The organism is Citreicoccus inhibens (genome assembly GCF_019039035.1).
GTDB lineage: Bacteria > Myxococcota > Myxococcia > Myxococcales > Myxococcaceae > Citreicoccus > Citreicoccus inhibens.
Window position 1 is genome coordinate 154,394 of record NZ_JAHNZT010000013.1, and the last position, 16,083, is coordinate 170,476.

Sequence of the window (16,083 nt, forward strand, 5' to 3'; positions counted from 1 at the left end):
TGCCTCAGAACAGCAGCGGGGGCCGCCCCAGGTGCAGCAGGTCCTCGCGCGCGCTGGGCGCGTCCTTCAGCTCCAGCTCCACCATCACCCCGCGCAGCATGTACTGCCGGATGGGATGCTTGAGGGTCACTTCGCCCTCCAACACCGGGCCCACCACGCCGACCTCACGGCACCAGATCACCTTGGCCGCGCAGGCGTAAAGGGGCGTCCCGGGCTCCGCGTTGTGGATGTTTTCGTAGGGAACGAAGCCGATCGTCAGGTTCTGCTCAATTGCCTTCAGGTACGGGGAGCTCTTCAGCGTCTCCAGCAACTTCTCGAAGCGCGCGGTCGCGTCGTCCAGGCCCTGGATGTCCCGCTCGAGGCTCTTGTGCGTGGCCGCCGCGCGCGCCTCCTCCAGCACGGAGTGGGTGAACTCGCGCTCGAGCAGGAGCGTGTCCGTCGTCAGCCCTTCCTGGACCGAGTCCTTGCCCAGTCCGTTCTGCGCCGCGAGCAGCCCCTGCATCTCGCGCTGAAGGGTCTCCACGCGCGTCTCCAGCTCCACCGAGCTCTGCGCGAGCGTCAGGTTGCTCTGCGCCATCTGCGCCAGGTGGTGGTTGATGGTGAGCTTGTCCTCGCGCTCCAGGAGCCTGGCGGCGAGCAGCGCCTCGGTGCGCGTGCGTGACAGTCCGGCGAAGGCGCGGTTCGCCTCCTCGATGTCCTGCTGCGCGCGCCGGTACTCCTGATTCAGGACGCCCAGGCGCTGGGCCATCCGCGCCCGCGCGTCGCGCTCGCTCTTGAGCGCCGCTTGGAAGCGCTCCTGGAACGAGCGCTCGGCGTGGATGGTGCGCTCGGCGTCAACGAGTTGATCCGACACCTCGCGGCGCCGGGCGCGCAGCTCGTCCCGCCGGGACTCCTGCTGGGCCGCCTGCGTGTTGAGCAGGAGGATCTGCGGATCCGTGGGGGACACGATGGTCGGCGTCAGCCAGCTGCGGCTGAAGAGAAAGAACCCGTGCACACTCAGGAACGAGAGCAGCCCCAGGAGGATCAAACCGAGCAGCACCGAGCCCATGAACTTGTACGAGGACACGGCGATGGAGTTGATGCGGTTGGCGAGCCTCTGATTCATGACTGCGTGCCCTCACCCGCATGGGTGGACGAAACGCCCTGCGGACTGGGCGAGAGGGTGGGCGCGGCCTTCGGGCTGCCGCGCGTCTCCCAGCTCCCCGAGTCCAGCGTCAGGAGTGCCAGCGGCGTGAAGAGCGCATAGGTGACGGGCATCAGGAGCGCCATGGGAAGGAAGCTGGCGCCCGAGACGCGACGGTCCGCGGGCAGGTGCCGGGTCTCCAATCGGTAGATGAAGCCGAGCAGCCCGATGATGAGGAAGTGGAACGCGAGGATGTCCCAGAACTCGCCGTTGATGACGTTGGCGACGATGACGACGGGATACGACAGGAGCAGCGCGAGCTGCGAGACGTAGTGGATGGTGATGACCGGGTGCAGTCGCCACGCGTGCGACAGGCCTGATAGCAGGTCCACCAGGTTGGAGCGTCGCCACCGCAGTTGCTGCGCGAAGTACCCCGCCAGGTTCGCGGGCGCGGCGGTGAAGCAGAACGAGTCGAGCGTGTAGACGGTCTCGTAGTGGTGCTTGATGATCTGCCGCGTGAGGAAGCGGTCCTCGCCGTACTTGATGGGGACGCCCGCGATGGCGCGCGCCTCCAGGATGGGCTCCAACTCCAGGAGCACGTGGCGCCGATAGGCCGTGAGGCAACCGGACAGGCACATCACCTGACGGAAGCTGCGCTCCAGGTCCTTGAGCCACTGCTGGGCGAAGTGGAACTTGATCTCGATCATCTTCGTCAGCCAGTTCTGATGGCGGTTGGTCACGTACGTGCGCCCGCCCACCGCCGCGATGTTCGGCTCCACGAACCGGCGGATCAGCTCGCGCACGGCGCGCCGATCCACGATGACGTCCGAGTCCACCGAGACGATGATCTCCGCGTCCTCCGCGGTGCGGACGCCTCGATTGATGCCCTTGCGCTTGCCCATGTTCTCTGGGTTGCGCGTGACGACGACATTGCGGTGTCCCTCCGCCGCCTTGAGGGCCCAGGCGAAGCTGTCGTCCTGCGAGCAGTCATCCACGATGATGATTTGCAGCAGCTCGCTCGGGTAGTCCTGCGCGAGCAGGGCGTTGATGGTGTCGACGATTCCCCTGCCTTCGTTGAAGAGGGGGATGACCACCGCGACGCGGGGCTGGTAGGTGTCGTCCACGCGCTCGAAGCGCTTGCCCTTCAAGCGGCGCAGGAACGGCCCGAGGATGTAGCGATTCATCAGCACGACGATGAACAGCAGGTGGATGGGAAAGAGATCCATCGCGTTCCGCCCCCCTCACGCCGGCCCCTGGTTCAGCCTCCAATCCGAAGCGATCCGAAAGGTGGGGAGCGGGGGCACGCCTTCAACTGCCCCCGGGGTCTGGCGGACTGCCCTCGGTTGAGCACCCGGCGCTCGCGCGGGGCGCCGCGCCATCCTGTCGCTGGAGCGGGATGTCGGGTGCTCAGCCCTTGGCGAGAGGCCGCGAGGGCCTGCACGCGTGCCAGGTCGCGCCGCAGCTCGGCCTCCCGGGCTTCCTTCTGCGCGGGTGTCTGGAAGGCGATGGTGCGCATGGCGGACGTGGCCACGCCGCGCGCCTCCAGCGCGGTGAGCGCGGTGTTCTGATCCATGGGGCGCGCGCTCACGAAGGTGAGGTCGCCCAGCCGCCCGGGGACGAGGCCGGGACCGCGATCCAACTCGCGGTAGAACTGGGTGACGCCCTGGTACACCGTCTGCTTGGGATGACGCGTGTCCTTCCAGTTGACGAAGAAGGTGTCGTCGATATCGCTGAGGACCTTGTTCTCGCCGCTCGGATGACCGAGCACTTCGCGGCGAAGGTGCGCGAGGATGGCCTCGCGTACCTGGAGGTCATCCACGTCGTCGAACAGGAGCTGCGCGAGGTCGTGGATGTCTCCGCCCGCGTCGAGCAGGTTCTTCAGCGTCGTCAGCTCACGGCCCTGGGTGACGCACAGGAGGTCCCGAATGCCCCGCTCGGTCAGGGCGGGCGTGCTGCCCACCTGGAGGGCGGTCACCAGCGAGGCGCGCAGCGTCTCCAGCCTCTTCGTCGCGACGACCAGGTCCATGGTGGTCCCCCCAAGCGGCCTCGCACGCAGGCCGTGAAGGGCGAGCCTATGTCCACGCGCGCGGCCTTCCAGCGCGGCGGCCCCCGTGACACGCGCCGCCGTTCCTGCTTCGCTTCCGGCCGATGACCGCGCCCGCTCCTCTTGTGCCCCTGACGCTCCGGTCGGACGAAGTCCACGTGTGGATCGTCGAGCCCGAGCGCATCGATGATCCGCGTCTGCTCCAGGCCTATGACGCCTTGCTGGACTCCGGCGAGCGCGAGAAGCAGCGCCGCTTTCGCTTCGAGCGGCACCAGCGCCAGTACCTCGTATCGCACGCGCTCGTCCGCCTGACGCTGTCGCGCTACGCGCCCGTGGCGCCCGAGTCCTGGTCCTTCGTGCCCAACGCCTTCGGTCGGCCCGAGATCGTGGGGCCGTGGGGCGCGCGGCTGCGCTTCAACCTGTCTCATACGGACGGCATGGCGCTCGTCGCCGTGGGGTTGGAAGTGGACCTCGGCGCGGACGTGGAGGACGCCGAGCGTCCTGGCGAGACGGTGGAGATCGCCGACAGCTTCTTCTCTCGCACGGAGGTGCAGGCCCTGCGCGCGCTGCCCCGCGATCGCCAGCGTGAGCGCTTCTTCGACTACTGGACCTTGAAGGAGGCCTACATCAAGGCGCGAGGCGCAGGGCTCTCACTGCCGTTGGATCAATTCGCCTTCGAGCTGACGCCCGGGCAGATGCCACGCATCGGGTTCGACCCGCGCATGAACGATGTGCCAGACACGTGGCAGTTCATGCAGCTGCGCCCGTCCGCGCGGCACCACGCGGCGGTCGCGGTGCGCCGACCTCGCGGCGCGCCGCTGACGGTACGGTGGCAGCACACCGTGCCGCTGTCGGGGGACTCGCCCCCGCGCTTCCAGGCCGCGTGAGCGCGAGGCTTAAGACGTGGCGGACCAGCGCGCCACGTCCTCTCGCACCGCCGAGAGGACCTGCTCCGGGTGCGAGCGGATGAAGAAGTGCCCCCCGCCGAAGTGGCGCACGCGCACGTCGGGGGAGTTCGTCTCGTCGCGCCAGCGCTCCAGCAGCGACACGGCCACGTGCTTGTCGCCCGTGGAGCCCAGCACGGAGATGGGGATGCCCAGCTTCACCGCATCCGGCCCGTTCTCCCACCACGCCAACGAGAAGTCCGCGCGCAGGGTGGGGAGCACCAGCTCCAGCAGCTCGCGGTGCTGGAGGATCTCCTCGGGCGTGCCGTCGTAGGCGCGCAGCTTCTCGATGAAGCGCGGGTTGTCGAGCTGGTGGATGGGCTCGCGATCATTCGCGGCCGGAGGAGGCGCCGCCGCCGCGATGAAGCCGCGGGGCTCCGGCCCCCCCTGCAGGTGCAGTCGCCGCGCGACCTCCAACGCGATGCGCGCGCCCATGCTGTAGCCGAAGAGGACGAACGGCTTGTCCAACAGCGGCGCCATCACCGGCATCACCGCGTCCAACAGCGCGGGCATCGACGGGATGGGCGGCTCCATCAACCGGCGCTCGCGCCCCGGCAGCTGCACCGCGCACAGCTCCACGCCCAAGGGCAGGCCCGTGCTCCAGCCGTTGTAGATGGATGCGCTGCCACCCGCGAACGGGAAGCAGAACAGCCGCAGCCGTGCCTCCGGCAGCGGCTTGCGAGTGGGAAACCAGCGGTCCAAGGGGGTCGGGGCGGTCGCGCTTCGCATCACCCACCCTCTGTCGCACGGGCCTGGAAAACCGGTCAAGCCCTCTGTCCAGGAAGGCAGACCCACCAGAACGTGTGACATGGATTCACCGAGAGTAAATGGCTGGAGACGTAGCGGAGTGCTCGCGGAAAGTCGGTGGACCCGAGTGGTATGGCTCTGCGCAGCTCACCGGCCCCTGAGCGATGTCTCATTGGGCGAAGCTCACGACGCTGACCCCGTTTCCTCGTAGGGGACGGCTAGCGGGGATGACAGGGACCTGTGCTACCTTGCTTCTTCGTGAGCTACGAGCTGTCGCACCTCGAGGCGCTGGAAGCGGAATCGATCTTCATCATTCGGGAAGTAGCAGCCGAGTTCGATAAACCGGTGCTGCTGTTCTCCGGCGGGAAGGACTCCGCGGTGATGTTGCATCTGGCGGTGAAGGCCTTCTGGCCGGCGCCGCTCCCGTTCCCGCTGATGCATGTGGATACGGGACACAACTTCCCGGAGGTCATCAAGTACCGAGACGAGCGCGCGGCGGAGCTGGGCGCGCGCCTCATCGTCGCATCGGTGCAGGAGGCCATCGACGCGGGGAAGGTGACGGAGGAGAAGGGGCCGCGCGCGTCGCGCAACCGCTTGCAGACGCAGCCGCTCCTCGAGTCCATCGAGCAGCATGGGTTCAACGCGGTGTTCGGTGGCGCGCGACGTGACGAGGAGAAGGCGCGCGCCAAGGAGCGCGTGTACTCGTTCCGTGACGAGTTCGGTCAGTGGGATCCGAAGAACCAGCGGCCCGAGCTGTGGAGCCTCTACAACGGGCGTCACCGTCGCGGTGAGCACATCCGCGTGTTCCCGCTGTCCAACTGGACCGAGTTGGATGTGTGGCAGTACATCGAGCAGGAGAAGGTCGCGCTGCCCTCCATCTACTTCACGCACCGCCGCGAGGTGTTCCGTCGCGACGGCATGCTGATGGCGTGGTCGCCCTTCCTCCCGCTGTTGCCCGGAGAGTCCGTCTCCACCGCCGCGGTGCGCTTTCGCACCGTGGGCGACATGACGTGCACGGCCTGCGTCGAGTCGACCGCGGACACCATCGAGCAGGTGATCCACGAGATCAAGGCGTCACGGGTGACGGAGCGAGGCGCGAGCCGCGCGGACGACAAGTTCAGTGAAACGGCAATGGAAGACCGCAAGCGCGAGGGATACTTCTAGATGGAACTGCTGAGATTCGCGACGGCGGGTTCCGTCGATGATGGCAAGAGCACCCTGATTGGCCGGCTGCTCTACGATACGAAATCCATCCTGGAGGATCAGCTCGCGGCGGTGGAGCGCACGAGCAAGTCCCGTGGGGACGAGTACGTCAACCTGGCGTTGCTGCTCGATGGGCTGAAGGCCGAGCGCGAGCAGGGCATCACCATTGACGTGGCGTACCGCTACTTCAACACGGTGAAGCGCAAGTTCATCATCGCGGACACGCCGGGACACCTGCAGTACACGCGCAACATGGTGACGGGCGCGTCCACGGCGGACCTCGCGCTCATCCTCGTGGATGCGCGCAAGGGCGTGCTGGAGCAGACGCGCCGCCACGCGTTCATCGCGTCGCTGCTGCGCGTGCCGCACCTGGTGCTCTGCATCAACAAGATGGACCTGGTGGACTTCGACGCCGGGGTGTTCGAGTCCATCCGCGAGGAGTTCCGCCAGTTCTCCATGAAGTTGGACGTGCAGGACCTCACGTTCATCCCCATCTCCGCGCTGGGCGGAGACAACGTGGTGACGCGCTCGGAGAAGATGCCCTGGTACGAGGGCCCGACGCTGCTGCACCACCTGGAGAACGTGCACATCGCGTCGGACCGCAACCTCATCCACGTGCGCTTCCCGGTGCAGGGCGTCATCCGCCCCGCGTCCGCGAAGAAGTTCCACGACTACCGCGCGTACACGGGCGCGGTGCTGGGGGGCGTGCTCCGTCCGGGCGATGAGGTGATGGTGCTGCCCTCGGGCTTCACCACGCGCATCAAGTCATTGGAGCTGGCGGGGAAGAGCCTGGAAGAGGCCTTCCCGCCCATGTCGGTGAACGTGTCACTGGCGGAGGAGTTGGACATCAGCCGGGGCGACATGATCTGCCGGCCGGGCAACCCGCCGCTGGTGGGCCAGGACATCGACGCGATGGTGTGCTGGCTGTCCGAGGCGTCGCAGCTCCAGCCCGGGGCGCGGCTGGCCATCAAGCACACCACGCGCTCGGCGCGCGCGATGATCAAGCAGCTCCACTACCGGCTGGACGTGAACACGCTGCACCGCGACGAGCAGAGCCCCGGGCTCAAGCTCAACGAGATTGGCCGCGTGACGCTGCGCACGACGGTGCCGCTGTTCTTCGACGAGTACCGACGCAATCGCAACACGGGCAGCTTCATCCTCGTCGACGAGGGGACGAACGCCACCGTGGGCGCGGGCATGATCAACGGCGCCGCCGTTTGAGGTGATGGATGGAGCAGCGGGTGGGATTCATCGTGTGGCTGACGGGCATGTCGGGCGCGGGCAAGAGCACGCTGTCCGGCCTGCTCCGGCAGCGCCTGGAGACGGAGCGCAGCATCGAGCGGCTCGATGGGGACGAGGTGCGCACCTGGCTGTCCAAGGGGCTCACCTTCAGCCGCGAGGACCGCGAGGAGAACGTGCGCCGCATCGGCTACGTCGCGCGGCTGCTCGCCAAGCACGGCGTGGGAGTCCTCACCGCGGCCATCTCGCCGTACCGGGCCTCTCGTGAAGAGGTCCGGCACCTCGCCACCGAGGCGGGCATCCCGTTCATCGAGATCTACGTCCAGGCCAGCCTGGACGCGCTCATCGCTCGGGATGTGAAGGGGCTCTACAAGAAGGCGCTCGCTGGAGAGATTCAGCACTTCACCGGCGTGTCGGATCCGTATGAGGCTCCGGAGTCGCCGGAGCTGGTGGTGCACTCGGACTCGGAGACGGTCGAAGCGAGCCTCGGGCGCATCCTGGACCTGTTGCGGGCTCGGGGGTTGCTCGGCCCGACGGCCAGCGCGGCCTGAGTCACGGCGTGGGCGCGGCTGCCTCGGTGGGGAGGCAGCCCGCGCGCACGGCTACTCGAGGATGCGCTCCAGCTTCAGGAAGGGGCGCTCGGCGGGGATGCCTCGCGAGCGGCAGATGTCGAGGAAGCGGTTCGACTCGATGATCTGCGGCGCGGTCTCGTCGTACTGGAGCACCATGACGTGCCGGAGCCAGGGCTCCTGGCCCATGGCATAGACGTACGACTCGCGCGGCTGGAGGTGGTTGAGGATCTCCGTGGCGCGCGCGGCGTTGGAGCCGTTGAGGCGGCGCGACTGGTCCATCTTCCGAGGCAGCGGCTGGGAGAGCAGGGGGCCGTACATCCAGCTCATCGGGCCGCCCTCGCACTCCATGCCGAGGAAGAGGATGTCGAGCGGGCCCACCAGGGACTTGAGGTGCTCGTACAGCCGAGGCTCGATGGCGTTGGAGTCCGCCGCCATCAGCATGGCGCGACCGCCCAAGCGCACGAGGTGGGCCGTCTTGGCCTGGATGGTCAGGTCGCTGTGCTCGCCCATGAAGGGGATGCCCGTCAGCGAGCCGCCCGGGATGCGAATCTCCTGCAAGTCGTCGATCTCCACGACGTTGCGGAAGCCCGTGTGCTCGAGCATGAGTCGCAGCGACGGATCCGCGAGGCTGCCGCCGTTGTTGCGCGGCACGACGATGGTGCCGATGCGGTGGCGGAGCTGGAGCAGCGTCTCCATCATCAAGTGGTCGGCGTGGCCGTGCGTGATGAGGACGTAGTCGATCTTCTCGGGCAGGTCCGCGTGCGTGAAGCGCGACAGCTCGGTGGGGAACTCGTAGCTGATGACAGGGTCGGTGAGCACGCTCACCTCACGCGTCTCCAGCAGCACACAGGCGTGGCCGAAGTAGCGCACGCGCACGCCGGAGCCCGTGTACGGCTCGGGCTTGCGTGGGGGTGTCTCGGTGAAGAGGTCGGCGAACGCGGGGGCGGCGTCTTGGGGCACGCCGAGCATCTCCGCCACCTGCCCGGGTGAGCCCGGCGTGGTGCGCATGCGGAAGAGGGCGTCGATGCCCTCGTGACGGAACGGCACCTGGAGCCACAGGGGTGTGTCGCCTTCCAGGCGCGGCGTGCTGAAGATGTACTTGCGGGCGTCTGCGCTGACGCGCATGAGCGCGATGCTCTGGGAGGCCTCGCGGTAGTAGGGGCTGCGGTAGAGCAGGGGCTCGATGATGCGAGCACTGGCGCGGTGGCTCAGGTCATACGTGAGCTCGACGTAGCCGCGCAGCAGGTCCGGCACCTTGGGGTAGAGCGGCTCCAGCGAGTCGCCCTTCGCGCTGGCCAGCAGATGCTCCAACTCCGTCAGCGCGGCGGCGTAGGCCAGCATGTGCGCCTGCTCGCGCGTGGTGCGCTCCAGCAGGGCCTTCACCTGGGGAACGCGCGCCACCGGGTGGTTGATGAAGGGACCGCCCATCAGCGCCGGGTTCTGCAGGGCGGCGACGTGCACGTCTGGATTGGCCACGAAGGACTGCATCAATTTCAGATGCAATCGCGTGACAAAGAGCGGCGCGGTGGCGGGAGACAGCAGGAACCACCAGACGTACCACTGGTTGTAGAGCGGCTCGAGGGCAACGTCTGGCTTCAGGTACATCGGGCGGTCGAGCATTGGCGGGGAATGTTGTCGAGCAGGGAAACGGCGTCAAGCCCACGCGGCCCGCTCGCCCGAGCGCAATCTTGAAGTCGAGATGGACAAGGCGGGGTGGCTGTCATGAACGACCCAAGGTGACGAGTTGCTTCGAGCGCGCTGGGTTATCGCATCGGGCTACGAAGCGCGCTTGGGGGGCGCTGTGCGATGCGGAACGGGCACCTCCAGAGGGGCCTCATTGCAGAGGATGCACCCCGCGGCGTGCAGATAGACGTGATGCAGTTCGCAGCGCCCATATTCTGGGAGTCCGTCGTGCCAGCGCCACGTCCTGACATGGGGCGTTGGGAGCGCCTCGCGAGGAAGCCGCTCGACCATCTCACGCACCTGACGGAGCAGGGCGATGACCCAGGTGGCGTCATGGAGCGCGAAGGGAAGTCGCTCCCATCCCTCGCGAGCCATGGCTCCGTCGATGATCTCCAGGAGGAATCGCCGCTGGTCCTCGAACGCCTCCGCCGTCCACCCGAGCTCGGAGACATCGAACCCCACCATGCCCAGTCCCAGGATGGTCTGGTCGCTCTCCGCGAGCCAGAGTGCCAACTGCAGCTCCCACGTCGTCCGCGCTCGCGCCGTCGCCGCGAGCGTCAGGACATCGAAGAACGTGGCCAGAGTCCCGTTGCTCGCATGGACATGCGGGGCGCCGGGGGCCAGGTTGTTCGTGATGTGGTCTCCCATCTGGGCACTTCCTCACGGGTGCAGCCTTCGCCGCAACCTCGCTCAGTCCTGGGCGAGTGTACGGAACACCGCGGGCAGCTCTTGTTCTCCCAACCCCGCTCCGAGGGCGCGTCGGTAGTTCGCGAGCAGTTCCAAGGGGAAGCGCGCGCTGATGCGGGCATCGCGGCTCAACCGGACGATGTGCTCGATCGCGGCGACATGCGTGTTGAGGCTGCACTGGTCGCCGGTGAAGTCGTCGCGCTCGACCATGCCCTGGGCGGCGTCGGCCGTGACGGAGATGAGGCCGAGGAACGAGTGCTTCTGGGCGAAGAACAGCTTCGGGTCGAGCCCTTCGGCCTTGCACATGGCCGCAGCGTGGAGGACCGCCAGCGAGCCGCCGTAGTAGGCCTCCAGGATGGCACAGTCGAGCGTCGCGGCGGAGCCGATCGCCTCGGCGACATAGACCGAGTTCATGGCAATCGCCTGGAGGGCTTCTCGGTGGCGCTCGAAGAGCGCGCGAGGGCCGGCGTAGAACACGGTGGCGTAGTCCGTGGCGACGAAACTGGGGTACGCGAGGATCGCGGCGTCCAGGTAGTTCACGCCGTGGGCCTGCGCCCACTCCGCGCCGCTCCGCGCGTCCGAGGGGGAGCCGCTGGTGAGCTGAACGAGCGTTGTCCCGGTGAGTGCCGCCGAGATGGAGGGCGATGCGAAAAGCTCGGTACACGCGGCATAGTTGGACAGCGAGACGATGACGAGTTCGCGGCCGGAGACGGCCTCGCGAAGGTCCTCGAATGCATGGGTGCCACCACTCACGGCCTGGGCCTTGGCGTGGGTCCTGTTCCAAACGGCGACCTCATGGCCCGCCGCCGCGAACGCTCGCGCCAGCGCGGTTCCCATGAGCCCACTCCCAATGACTGCAAGCTTTGTCGGACGGTTGGCTGGCATCGTGGATTGCTCTCTGGCGTTCGGGAGGTGACGAAGAAACGCCGTTTCGGACGTTACTCGCGCGGAACTGCGAAGGCGCATTCCGGACCCCACGCCCATTCCGGCGAGAGGGTCTCAACCTCAACCCATAGCATCAAAGGACAACACCATGAAGCGAGCGTCCCTCGTTGTTTCGGCGTGGATGATGTTGGTCGGGTTTGCCAGCACGGCCGTGGCGGCCCCCATCACCGTGAATGGCTACGTCTGCTCAGCGACATACACTCGGCAGCCGAACGTCACCTACGGTCAGGGCTACGTGGTCGTGCAGGTGTACACCGGGGCGGGCTGCACCGGGAGCCTCGTCGGCAACTACTACTACCTGGGAGCGAGCGCCTCAGCTGGTGGCTACCAGTATAGCGAAGCCGAGCGCCTGGGGCTGTTCGAGCGCGCCACCCAGGCCGCGACGCAGGGCACGCGAGTCACCCTGTATGTCGAGGGCGCGGGCATCGGCATCCTCGACACGACCTACCGGGCCAACTGACGCAGGTGCGGAGGGGCTCCGGTGGGTAATGGCAAGCGGCCCGATGCCAGTCAATCGGGCCGGTGTGCCCGCCGGAGGCCCCGTCTCGGGGGAAGGGCAGGGCCGTAGCGCGACTCGATTTTCAGTGGCGTCCACGGCACCGCGCGGCCTAGAGCCAGGGAATGCTGAAGCTCGCCTGGAGGCCCAGCCATCCGCGCAGGAAGGCGCGGGCCTCCGGGTCCACTTGCGCGACCTTGTGAGGATGGTGCTGGAACGCGTAGACCGACTTGATCTGATACGCCCCCACGATGCCGGGCAGGTCCGTGGGGAGCAGCCCTACCGCGTGCATCCCGACTGGGGGCGGACACCGCACGAGGGGATGCGGCTCCAACTCCGCCTGGGCCTCGGGAAGGTCGCCAACCATGTACGACGCATGCTGGAAGTCGAACTGGCGGATGTTCTTCATCAACTGGCGCATCCGGCCCCGAGACTGCACTTCGGGCAGGGTCATGGGCGCCTGGGGACTGCTCTCACCCTCCACCCATTCATGCGCATTCCTCCGGGTGCGACCAATGTTGGGCCCGGTGGGATTGCGGAAGTAGTGCTGCTTGCTGTCGTTGGGGTTCAGCGTTCGCACGCGCATCATCCCGCCCGAGATGGAGACCGAGGTCCCTCCCGCCCTCCACCCCCGGTTTTGCGTCGAGGTGGGGATCCGGTGCAGCCGTCCGCCGAGCATGAACCACATCAACTGGGCGCCATGGCAGGTGGCGTAGATAGGCATCCCTCTCCGATAGGCTGCGGTGATCAGGCACATCTCGATCAGCAGCGAACGGCCATACTGCCCGACGTCGAATTGCAACCAGGGGGAGAGGAACTGCTCGCCAGGCGCGCCCAGGTTCACCTGATGGAGGTCAGGATTGGGCTGGAGGTTGGGGAAGCGCCGGAGCGCGTGCCTGAGCCGCCTGATCGGCGCGATGGCATAGTCATGCATCGCCATGGGAATCGTTCCCGCGCCCGTGGGTGGCACTGCCACGTGGGTGTAGTTGGACAGCAGCCGGGAACAGGCGCTGTATGCCACGGCCAGGGAGCCATCCACGGCCCGGTTGTCCGCGAGGATGCCCGCGAAGCTCGCGAGCAGTGGGGCCGTGGCCTGGGGAGTGGGCGCGAAGGTCTGACCGATCTGGGCAACCTGGGACATTCGGATGATCTGTCCCCGAGGACTGCCTTCGGTGGTGTTGAACATGTTGGTGGAGAGGGTGTCCACGGTGACCTGTCCATCCGTGTCCACCAGCGCTTGCGCGACGTCTGTCGCCCATCCGCCGTCGGCGGAGCCTCGCGAAATCAGCACCCTTGCCTGGGGCATGTGCCTCGTCTCCTGAGGGGGAATCTCTGTTCTGCCGTGGGATCATGAAAGGACGCGGGACGTCCCGCGTACCTGTCGGGAGCGACGGGATGCGATGCGCCAGGAGCGTCCCTCACCGCGCGCCGCCCTGCGCTCGCGGAAGGGCAGGGGGCGGACCTATTCGGACATCTGCCGCGCGAGCATGAGGAGCTTCTCCAGCAGGAGCGCGTTGCGCCCGCGCAGCAGCCGCAAGAGGAGGATCTTCAACACCGGCGCGAGGACGGTGAGCTGGCGCGCCTGGGAGAATCGCTCCTGCTGTCGCCTTGAGACGTGGTGCTCCTGGCCCCAGGAGTCCAGCGTGCTGCCCATGGACCTCACCACGGCGTTGGACTTCTTTCGCGTTTCCTTGTTCGGGAGCACACCGTCCCAGCCGGGTGGGACCATCTTGAGTGGCTTGGGCTTCCTTCCCTTTCCGCTCCAGGGCTGTTCTTTCTCATAGGACAGATCCCGGGTCGCGTCGGAGATGGGATCGTACCAGGGGAGCGAGGGGGGCAGGTCCGAGTCAATCTCATTCACCCGTCGATACTCGGTCATCTCGCTGACGAGCAGGGGCGTGAGCTGGGCGATGACGTTGAACATGCCGTGTTTGATGAAGAGCTCGGTCACCGGCATGATCAGCTCCTTGAGCTTGCGCGTATGCCGGACGCTCGGGTCCGTATAGGTCGCCGCGGTGTTGTTCGACGAGAGCAGACGCCCGATGGAGCCCTCGTCGTCGTGCTGGAGCATCAGCACTCCGCTGGAGGCGTCGAAGATCATCGGGCACCCGAAGATGTCGTCGAAGGTCAGCGTCCCCTCCGCGATGCAGCACAGCGCATCGTAGTTGGACGTCCACAGCGGCATGGCGTGCCGGGGCTCGGTCAGGAACAGGATGGACAGCGCGGTCAGGCAGGCCTGATCGATGGTCAGTGTGACGTCCGCGATCCGGAAGGCGCGCGTGTTGAGCAGCTTCTTGACCTTCGCTCTGCGCAGACAGAGGGTGCCATTGAGCCCGGGCTGTCTGCGCAGGGCCGTGCCCACGTTGCCGTTGAGGAACGAGAGCAGGTAGGTCGCGAGCAGGACGTCTGGGTCGCCGTTGCAGAAGGGGGGCAGGCGGCGCATGAGCCGCAGCATCTGGTAGACCTCCTCGTAGGAGGCATCCAGGATCTCCATGGCGTCGAGGTGGCCGGCGATGAACTTCGGCGTCGTGACAAGCAGGGTCCCGTTTTGGGTGTCATAGAAGCTCACCACGCGCGTGGCGCCTCCACCGTCACTGGACTTGTCATTGTGAAACCACACGCAGCTGGGGATCGTGCGGTCCGGCTCGGCGAGGAAGAGTTGGGTGAACGTGTGGTAGCTGGTTCCACCCCGGTTCACGTGGGAGAGGCCGGCGTTCTCCTGCAGGTTGGTCCAGAACATGCGCTTGCGGTACTGCGTCAGGAGGATGAGGGCATCCACCCAACTGGTGAGGTCCCCGTGCCCGACGAACAACCGCTCCAGCGCGGTGCCCCCGCGAAACGCCGGTCGGTCGCCGCCGCCGCCCGTGGTCTGGAAGGAGCGCGTCACCGTGCCCGACAGCTTCCGGTGCATCGCACTGCGAGGCAGCCACCGGGCGACAGCCGTCGAGAAGGGCAAGGCCCCACCCCGCTCGAGTTCCGCCTGCCGGTCCACGCAGAGTCGGTAGAAGCCCGAGAAGGCCATGTGGGCATCGCCCGTGAGCAGTCGGAGTGCCTGCCGAAGCTCCGGAAAGTCCCTCAGGTTCATGAAGCCGGTGCTCAGGCCTCCCAGCAGGAAGTTGATGAAGGCCCCGTCCATCCGCGGCGGGGCTCGGATCCGACGCGCGGGACCAGGGTGGAGGAAGGCTTCAATCCGCTGGTCGTTGTCCTCCCCCTGGGTGCCCTCGATGGCGATGGCGAGGGCTGCGTGGTCTCGAGGGGCCAGATAGGAGAGGATGAGCTGCTGCACTTCGTATGGCAGCTTGAGGATGAGGTCGAACATGGGAGTCCGGGGAGGGGCGTGAATCATACCCTTTCGGTTTTTGATGTGTAGTGTTGACTTCCATGTTTGACAGAATGGGGCGTCTCCGCAAACGAGCGCCCGAGGCGAATCAGGGTCGAGTGTGCCGGCCTCCCGTGCCGACAGTAGACGCGACTGCTGAGCGTCTCCCTCCTCGCGAAGCGCTCCCCCGTCCCATGATTGCGGACGGGATTCGCACACCGCCGCAATGAGACGCGGCGAACCCATGGCCTGCGGTTTCCTGAACCGCCGCCCGTAGGTTCATGTCCGGATGAGTTGCGCTCGCCCTTTCCGCACTGCGCGGTGGACGCCGATTGAGTCTTGCTCAGGCCTCGGCATCCGATGGACGAACTGGCTGTAACGAGGCGCGGCCTGTTCTGCGCCTCGCCGTATCTTGCCGCTACCCTTCAGGCGCAGTGCTCAGGGGTCGCAGCGCTGGAGGCAGTTCAGGCTGATCCTCCCAGCATTGTAGACGGTGCCATCGGGCCGCTGGCAGTAGATGAACTGACCCACGCCTTGTCGCCCATTGGAGCAGGCGACGCACTCCATCTCCGTGGAGGCTGTTTCGCCGGAAGGGCAGTAGGTCGCAGAGAGAGCGCTAGCGCCTGTTGCCTCCATTGTCGCAGAAGTCGTGGCTTCCGTATCGATTCCCTGGCCACATCCTGCGAGGAGTCCGGCGGCTGCGAATGCGGTGAGAATGATTCGATGCACGCTAAAGCCTTTGCGGATTGCAGGTGATTCTGCGGTTCATGAATAGCATAGGGGGAGTGAGGCGCAAGTCGGGCAGAGCCCTCGCCTCGAGAGGATTCGCGTGTGTGTATTCGTAGATGCTCGTGCGCAGTGGGATGAGATTGCCCTCGGACGTCACGACGTCAGCGCTCTCCTCGGGTCCACCCTCCGGCACGGTGCCACCACGGCGAATGATTAGCCCAACCACCATCGTTCCGATGATTGACTTCATTGTGGCCTCCTTGCGTGTGCTGGGTAGGCTGATGGGTCGAGCGCGTCCACGACGCACCCCACGCCCGCTTCGAGTTCCGGACGGGCAGCCTTCCTCCGTGGG

Annotated in this window: 14 protein-coding genes; 5 read left to right on the top strand and 9 right to left on the bottom strand. The window is 66.7% G+C overall.

The features are described 5' to 3' along the window. Positions 1 to 4 precede the first annotated feature (4 nt). Genes KRR26_RS17845 through KRR26_RS17855 form a run of 3 tightly spaced genes read right to left on the bottom strand, consistent with a single transcriptional unit; the run spans position 5 to position 3,149 of the window. Positions 5 to 1,105: a coiled-coil domain-containing protein gene (locus tag KRR26_RS17845; protein ID WP_120209894.1), complete on the bottom strand. Its 1,101-nt coding sequence runs from the start codon at positions 1,103 to 1,105 to the stop codon at positions 5 to 7. Beyond that, positions 1,102 to 2,349, bottom strand: a complete 1,248-nt coding sequence (locus KRR26_RS17850; RefSeq protein ID WP_120209893.1) for a glycosyltransferase — start codon at positions 2,347 to 2,349, stop codon at positions 1,102 to 1,104. Before KRR26_RS17850 ends, KRR26_RS17845 begins: the two co-directional genes overlap by 4 nt. A gap of 32 nt (positions 2,350 to 2,381) precedes the next feature. After that, complete coding sequence (locus tag KRR26_RS17855) at positions 2,382 to 3,149, bottom strand: hypothetical protein (protein ID WP_217080379.1); 768 nt, start codon at positions 3,147 to 3,149, stop codon at positions 2,382 to 2,384. 122 nt (positions 3,150 to 3,271) lie between these two features. Between KRR26_RS17855 and KRR26_RS17860 the strand changes: the two genes are divergently transcribed. Then, complete coding sequence (locus KRR26_RS17860; RefSeq protein WP_217080380.1) at positions 3,272 to 4,054, top strand: 4'-phosphopantetheinyl transferase family protein; 783 nt, start codon at positions 3,272 to 3,274, stop codon at positions 4,052 to 4,054. A 9-nt stretch (positions 4,055 to 4,063) separates the two neighbouring features. Here KRR26_RS17860 and KRR26_RS17865 read toward each other — a convergent pair whose 3' ends face one another. Beyond that, positions 4,064 to 4,840: a thioesterase II family protein gene (locus KRR26_RS17865; protein ID WP_217080381.1), complete on the bottom strand. Its 777-nt coding sequence runs from the start codon at positions 4,838 to 4,840 to the stop codon at positions 4,064 to 4,066. Between the two features lie 276 nt (positions 4,841 to 5,116). On the opposite strand from KRR26_RS17865, the gene cysD reads away from it, so the two are divergent. From cysD to cysC, 3 genes are read left to right on the top strand one after another with little or no spacing between them, the layout of a single operon-like run. Continuing rightward, positions 5,117 to 6,022 (top strand): sulfate adenylyltransferase subunit CysD, encoded by a 906-nt coding sequence (cysD, locus tag KRR26_RS17870; protein ID WP_120209890.1) that lies wholly within the window; start codon positions 5,117 to 5,119, stop codon positions 6,020 to 6,022. After that, a complete protein-coding gene (locus KRR26_RS17875) occupies positions 6,023 to 7,282 on the top strand; it encodes a sulfate adenylyltransferase subunit 1 (RefSeq protein WP_120209889.1) in 1,260 nt (419 codons plus the stop codon). Between the two features lie 8 nt (positions 7,283 to 7,290). Then, on the top strand, positions 7,291 to 7,851 hold the full coding sequence (gene cysC, locus KRR26_RS17880; RefSeq protein ID WP_217080382.1) for an adenylyl-sulfate kinase: 561 nt from the start codon (positions 7,291 to 7,293) through the stop codon (positions 7,849 to 7,851). Between the two features lie 51 nt (positions 7,852 to 7,902). On the opposite strand, the gene KRR26_RS17885 is transcribed toward cysC, so the two are convergent. The 3 genes from KRR26_RS17885 to KRR26_RS17895 all read right to left on the bottom strand — a co-directional run bounded on the left by KRR26_RS17885 (position 7,903) and on the right by KRR26_RS17895 (position 11,127). Further along, positions 7,903 to 9,492, bottom strand: coding sequence for an MBL fold metallo-hydrolase (locus tag KRR26_RS17885; protein WP_217080383.1), 1,590 nt, complete (start codon positions 9,490 to 9,492; stop codon positions 7,903 to 7,905). A gap of 156 nt (positions 9,493 to 9,648) precedes the next feature. Further along, positions 9,649 to 10,203, bottom strand: a complete 555-nt coding sequence (locus KRR26_RS17890) for a hypothetical protein (RefSeq protein WP_120209886.1) — start codon at positions 10,201 to 10,203, stop codon at positions 9,649 to 9,651. A gap of 42 nt (positions 10,204 to 10,245) precedes the next feature. Beyond that, the gene (locus KRR26_RS17895) at positions 10,246 to 11,127 is read right to left on the bottom strand and encodes an NAD(P)-dependent oxidoreductase (protein WP_217080384.1); all 882 of its coding nucleotides are present in this window, start codon (positions 11,125 to 11,127) and stop codon (positions 10,246 to 10,248) included. A 148-nt stretch (positions 11,128 to 11,275) separates the two neighbouring features. Between KRR26_RS17895 and KRR26_RS17900 the strand changes: the two genes are divergently transcribed. Continuing rightward, positions 11,276 to 11,647 carry a hypothetical protein gene (locus KRR26_RS17900; RefSeq protein WP_120209884.1) on the top strand — a complete coding sequence of 124 codons (372 nt, stop codon included), beginning with the start codon at positions 11,276 to 11,278 and terminating at the stop codon, positions 11,645 to 11,647. A 148-nt stretch (positions 11,648 to 11,795) separates the two neighbouring features. On the opposite strand, the gene KRR26_RS17905 is transcribed toward KRR26_RS17900, so the two are convergent. Beyond that, entirely contained in the window at positions 11,796 to 12,989 is a 1,194-nt protein-coding gene (locus KRR26_RS17905) for a gamma-glutamyl-gamma-aminobutyrate hydrolase family protein (RefSeq protein WP_217080385.1), read from the bottom strand. Positions 12,990 to 13,145: 156 nt separating this feature from the next. Beyond that, on the bottom strand, positions 13,146 to 15,002 hold the full coding sequence (locus KRR26_RS17910; protein ID WP_217080386.1) for a hypothetical protein: 1,857 nt from the start codon (positions 15,000 to 15,002) through the stop codon (positions 13,146 to 13,148). Between the last annotated feature and the right edge of the window lie 1,081 nt (positions 15,003 to 16,083).